This window comes from Arthrobacter sp. P4_H3, from assembly GCF_056400885.1.
This window is the reverse complement of sequence record NZ_JBFUKK010000052.1, coordinates 1-879: the sequence shown is the minus strand read 5'-3', so window position 1 is coordinate 879 and position 879 is coordinate 1. Positions and strand designations below refer to the sequence as shown.

Below are 879 nucleotides of genomic sequence, written 5' to 3'. Positions count from 1 at the left end.
GATGATGAAGCCTCGGGTCATCTGGTCCGCGGCGGCCCAGAAGGCGTCGCCGGTGCGCTGGAAGCCGAACATGGAGTAGAACACGTAGACCGGGATCAGCGGCACGCCGTGGGTGGCGTAGGCGGTGCCGGCGGCGGTGAACGCTGCGACGGCGCCGGCTTCGTTGATGCCGGGGTGGATCAGCTGGCCCTGGGCGGATTCCTTGTAGGCCAGGACCAGGTCCCGGTCCACGGAGAGGTAGTTCTGGCCCTTGGGGTTGTAGATCTTCGCCGTCGGGAAGAAGGCGTCCATGCCGAACGTGCGTGCCTCATCGGGGATGATCGGCGCAATGTGCTTGCCGAACTCCTTGTCCCGCATGAGGTCCTTGAGCAGCCGGACGAACGCCATGGTCGTTGCGGCCTGCTGCTTGCCCGAACCGCGCTTGGCAACCTCGTAGGACTTCGCATCCGGAAGCGCAATCGCGGCATGCTTGCTGCGGCGTTCCGGGACGGAACCGCCAAGGGCGGCGCGGCGCTCCATCATGTACGCGATTTCCGGCGCATCGATTCCCGGGTGGAAATACGGCGGCTGGTACGGATCGCCCTCAAGCTGCTCATCCGTGATGGGGATGCGCAGGTGGTCCCTGAACGACTTGAGGTCGTCGAGGGTGAGTTTCTTCATCTGGTGGGTGGCGTTGCGGCCTTCGAAGTGCGGTCCGAGTCCGTAGCCCTTGACCGTTTTGGCCAGGATCACGGTGGGTTTGCCCTTGAATTCGGTCGCTGCCTTGTACGCGGCGTAGACCTTGCGGTAGTCGTGGCCGCCGCGCTTGAGGTTCCAGATCTGGTCATCGGTCAGGTCCGCGACCATTTCCTTGGTCTGCGGGGTCTTCCCGAAGAAGTG

At 64.2% G+C, this 879-nt stretch carries 1 pseudogene; it reads right to left on the bottom strand.

Going from position 1 to position 879, the window contains the following annotated elements:
- A pseudogene (locus AC1DRE_RS25100) lies at positions 1–879 on the bottom strand (pyruvate dehydrogenase (acetyl-transferring), homodimeric type); the annotation flags it as partial.